4 protein-coding genes are annotated in these 4,422 nt (G+C 63.7%); 2 read left to right on the top strand and 2 right to left on the bottom strand.

Going from position 1 to position 4,422, the window contains the following annotated elements:
• Nucleotides 1–177 precede the first annotated feature (177 nt).
• Together AZG88_RS34775 and AZG88_RS52155 are read left to right on the top strand one after the other, a co-directional pair.
• The gene (locus AZG88_RS34775; RefSeq protein WP_231914298.1) at nt 178–1,398 is read left to right on the top strand and encodes a glutamate-cysteine ligase family protein; all 1,221 of its coding nucleotides are present in this window, start codon (nt 178–180) and stop codon (nt 1,396–1,398) included.
• Nucleotides 1,399–1,401: 3 nt separating this feature from the next.
• Entirely contained in the window at nt 1,402–1,569 is a 168-nt protein-coding gene (locus AZG88_RS52155; protein WP_005241107.1) for a hypothetical protein, read from the top strand.
• A gap of 740 nt (nt 1,570–2,309) precedes the next feature.
• Here AZG88_RS52155 and AZG88_RS34770 read toward each other — a convergent pair.
• The gene (locus AZG88_RS34770; RefSeq protein ID WP_005241111.1) at nt 2,310–2,861 is read right to left on the bottom strand and encodes a MarR family winged helix-turn-helix transcriptional regulator; all 552 of its coding nucleotides are present in this window, start codon (nt 2,859–2,861) and stop codon (nt 2,310–2,312) included.
• 211 nt (nt 2,862–3,072) lie between these two features.
• The gene (locus tag AZG88_RS34765; RefSeq protein ID WP_061700372.1) at nt 3,073–4,044 is read right to left on the bottom strand and encodes an alpha/beta fold hydrolase; all 972 of its coding nucleotides are present in this window, start codon (nt 4,042–4,044) and stop codon (nt 3,073–3,075) included.
• Nucleotides 4,045–4,422: the final 378 nt, after the last annotated feature.

Genomic DNA, 4,422 nt, shown 5'->3' with positions numbered 1-4,422 from the left:
CTCATGAAGGGCACCTTTCACCTGGTAGAAGACAGTTTTGCGAAGTGTCGAGCGACACAAACTGGGGCTTGTTGTGATGTGCTTCACTCCATAATATGGAGATATCTCTTGCTCGTCAATTGTTTCGATGTGAAATGTTTCTCAGCTATAGTATCGACGACGAAAGGACCTGGTGACATGACCAGTTCTCGCCCAACATTGACGATCCAGAAGGCATACGCGGTCGCACGCGAAGCATTCGAACCCGGTGGCGCCGACCTCGTCGGCGTCGAGATTGAATGGCCAGTGCACAAGCGAGGCAGCCTCTCACGCCCCGAATCCGCCGACTTCCTGCCGATCATGAACCGTCCGCTGCCGAACGGCAGCCGCATCACGATCGAGCCAGGCGGGCAGGTCGAACTGTCTGGTCCGCCGCTCGAATCGGGGCCGGCCACGCTACGCGCAATCAACGAAGACGCCGTGATTCTCCACCATCGGCTACGAGCACACGGGTTGATTCCGACCGACCTCGCAGTGGACGACCGCCGTCCCCCGCACCGGATCCTGGACCTGCCCCGGTACCGGGCGATGGAGAGCTTCTACGCGCACCGCGGCCGGGAAGGGACATGGATGATGACGAACACCGCATCGGTGCAGATCAACATCAGCCACCATCCCGACCGCCGGAACGTGCGCTGGGAACTGGCGAATAGGATGGGCCCGGTTCTCGTCGCGGCCTTCGCGAATTCTCCCGGGATCGGTCCCGATGGGCAGCGCTGGCAATCGGTACGGCAGGCGATCTGGAATGGGATCGACCCCGGGCGAACGGCACCGGTCCCGGTGAGTGATCAACCCGGAACGGATTGGGCGCAATATGCTCTCGCGGCAGATGTATTCTTCATTCGCGGCGGCGAGCTGGGCACGAGCGTTCCGCCCGGGTTGACCTTCGCCGACTGGATGACAACGGGGCACCCGGCAGGCTGGCCGACCGAGGACGATCTGCGCTACCACCTGACGACACTGTTTCCACCGATTCGGCCTCGCGGCTGGCTGGAGTTCCGGATGATCGATGCGTTGGAGCCGGATTGCCGCTCCGCCGCGGTCCTCGTCGCCTCGACCGCAATTGAAGATCGAGTTGCCGCGGAACTGGTCGACCTGCTCCCGGATACGCAGGACCTCTGGGTGACGGCCGCGCGTGACGGACTCAACGACCCGGTACTCCGGGACGCCGCACAGCTCCTGCTCGGCGTGGTCGAGCTGCATCTACGCCGGCACCCGACCCATTCGTCCGCCGCGGAAACGGTTGCGACCTATATCGATCGCTACACCAAGCACGGACTGGCCCCCGCACACGTGCACGGGGACATCGAAACCGACGCGTTCCCACGGCTCGACGCTGCGGTCGTGGCCGCACCGTGACCGATGCCTGACTCGCCAGAACAGTCCAGCTCGGACACCATTGAGACCCCGCAAGGGCCCACCCCCGCCCGGACTCCCACACTCGTCGAGCGGATCGCAGAGAACTACCTGATCGCGTGCTGCGAACTCGACCCGGTGGAGGCGACCCGCATCGGGGTACACGGCTTTTGATGACCAGGTGACCGACTATTCACCGGACGGTACGCCGACTGGATGCGCCCCGCACGGGGGTACGGCGACGTTTTGCGACAGATGCCACCGCGGGACACACAAAAGACAGCGTCGGCACGGACATCTACCGACTGAGGTCGCGAAGGTTCATCGGGCCGGCATCGACCTGCAAGAGACCTACGAGTGGGGGAGGGCGACCGTGGCGTCCATCGCGGCCGAACAACAACGCACGGCGGACCCTGCGTGGCACCGACGCAGCGCAACGGTGGATGCAGGACCTCTCCGATCGGACCTGACAGAGCTGAAGGATTAGCATTTCACGATCCCGCGTGAGATCGAGCGACTCGAATGCCGGATCGCCGCGACTCGTACCGGTGGTATCTACTACACCGGCCCGGACGAAGAACTGACTCGCCTGGTGGTGGGTACCTGCCGGAGTCGACCGCTTTCACACCCGGCACTGAGCGTCCCGCGTGTTCCGTGAAAGGCGTCGTAGGCCATCACCTGCAGGTCGGTACCGCATGGAGCGAGGCCATGAGCTCAATCGATGGCGCCGTCTGGCGAACTTCACCTCCGGCATAGTGAGGGGTGGCCCTGTATCCATGGCGACTGCGCGACGACTATCTCCGGTGCAACCCTCAATCGGATCTGCGGGACTTTCACGACCGAGCTCTGGCCGTCGGCATCGTGGGGGACGTGCTGCGCCGAACCGTGCTCGGCTCAGGCCCCGCGGATTCGGCTCAGTCGGTCTCCAGCCCCACCGCAGGATCCTCGAACTGAGCCAGGAGGATCTTGAGGAGCCGCCGAAGTTCCGCTTGATCGTCGCCCGCCAGGATCTCCAAGAGCCGAGACTCGTGATCCATGATGTCGGAGACGACCTCATCGACGAGCTTGACACCCTTCCTCGTCAATTGCACATCTACCCGACGACGGTCCTTTGGGTGGAAGCTCCGCTTGACCAGTCCGCTGCGCTCGAGCTTGTCCAGCCGGTTCGAGATCCCCCCGGGAGTAATCAGCGCCGCCTCGGAAAGGCGCCCAGCCGTCATCCGATACGGCTTGCCGGCACGCCGCAGCATTGCGAGGACATCGAGCGTGACCCTGTCGGTGCCGAGCTCGGCCAGACGCTCGACGCGTTCACGCTCCAAATGCCGTGCAATGCGCCAGATCCTGGTCACGATTCCCACGGAGCTGACGTCGATGTCCGGGCGCTCACGCGCCCATGCCTGCTCAACCCGATCGACACCGTCGTCGCCGATCGAGTCCGAACCCGCCGTCGAAACCTCAGCAGTCATGTGATTCTCGCAGCCGCATGGTTGCAGTCTACGACGAGAAAGAAGTTCACGGCTAAAAAATACACCAGAGCAAGATTTCCGTACTCGAAGCTACCCCCGAACCGCCCACGCCCCCCGTTGGCCAGCTCGCCGGTCGTGGCGCCGGGCCTGGCACGTCGATTCGTCGAAATGCACCCAGGTCTACCGGCAGCTCCCCGAGTCCGTCCAGACCTCAGGCCCCGACGGAAGCGGGCTCGAGATCGGCGGGCGCATACGGCTCCCGCGCGACCCGAACGCGCGTGAGCAGTCTGACGATGGCCTCGGACACGACGGCTGGTCGCTCTCGGATCACCATGTGTCCGGCGTCTGGGACAGGCACCAGTTCCGACAGCGGTAGCTGGTCCGCAATGTTCTGCGAATGCGCATATGGCGTCATCAGGTCCCCTGACCCACACAGCACCATCGCCGGGACCCGTGCGAGCGCATTCACTCCTGCTGTTTCGTCGAGATGCGTGAAAGCAGGAAGAAACCCCAGGATGGTCGCGGATGCGGTGTCGTTGATCAACGTGTTGGCGCAGGTAACCAGGCGCGGGTGGATCGGGGCCCAACCGTAGGCTGCGTGCCGAACTACGTGTTCGCACGCTTTCCCGGCGACGACACGTCCGGCGCCCAGAATCCAAGGAGCGTGCCGGGCAACGGTCGTGGCCGCGAGTACCAGCGGATTGCTCAGGCTACGAGCGATACCGGACCCGGTGAGCTCGCATGCGGCGGTCGCGATGAGGCCTGCGGCGACCACGGGGAACCCGATCTTTTCCGGGTGCTGACGGGCCCAGCTGAGGATGCTCATCCCGCCCATGGAGTGCCCTACCAATGCAATCGGTGCATTGCCCCCGACCGCACGAATGACGGAGTCGAGATCCTGGCCGAGTTGCTCGATCGTCATCGTGTCGGGCGCTGCGGGCCCGGACTCGCCATGGCCGCGCTGGTCGTAGAAGACCAGTCGGATCTCTGACCCGAAGGTGCTCTGAAGGAAGGCGCGTTGCAGCTCCCACGATTGCATGTCGAGACAGTGACCGTGCGCAAAGATCACGGTCAAGGGTGCCGCTTCGGGGCCGTACTCGCGGGTCACGAGCGGAACTCCGTCGTCGGCCGCGATAGTTGATCGTCGTTCCCACCGCATTGCGGGTTCGAATGTCGTACTCACCGGATTGTCCGATCCTCCGGGCGGCCAGCTCCATGATCTGCCGCTTCTTAACCTTATAGAATCAGTATCGTCCTCAATATTTCACGAGTCAATAGTTATTAGAGTGTAGAGTTTGTCGTCGCAATAGTTAGTTAAGTGGAGGAGCGCGCGTACGAGGGGAGGCTGTTTCGCGCCGGGAGTGTGACTCTCTGGTCGACGCAGGCCGACGGGCCCCTGGTCCAGAGCCCAGGGGCCCGTTGGCCACGGCCGTGCGAATGGGCACTCCGGAGCCCTGTGCGATCGCGTCATCGTCGCAGGGCAGGAAGCGAGGCCGAGCCCTTCTCTCGAGCCGGCCGCCTACCGCGGCGCCATCCGCAGAGCGCCGTCCATACGAATGGT

Origin of the sequence: Rhodococcus sp. LB1, assembly GCF_001583455.1 — a bacterium.
Classification (GTDB): Bacteria; Actinomycetota; Actinomycetes; order Mycobacteriales; family Mycobacteriaceae; genus Rhodococcus_F; species Rhodococcus_F opacus.
The sequence above is the reverse complement of the archived record's forward strand: the minus strand, read 5'-3'. Positions and strand labels throughout refer to the sequence as shown.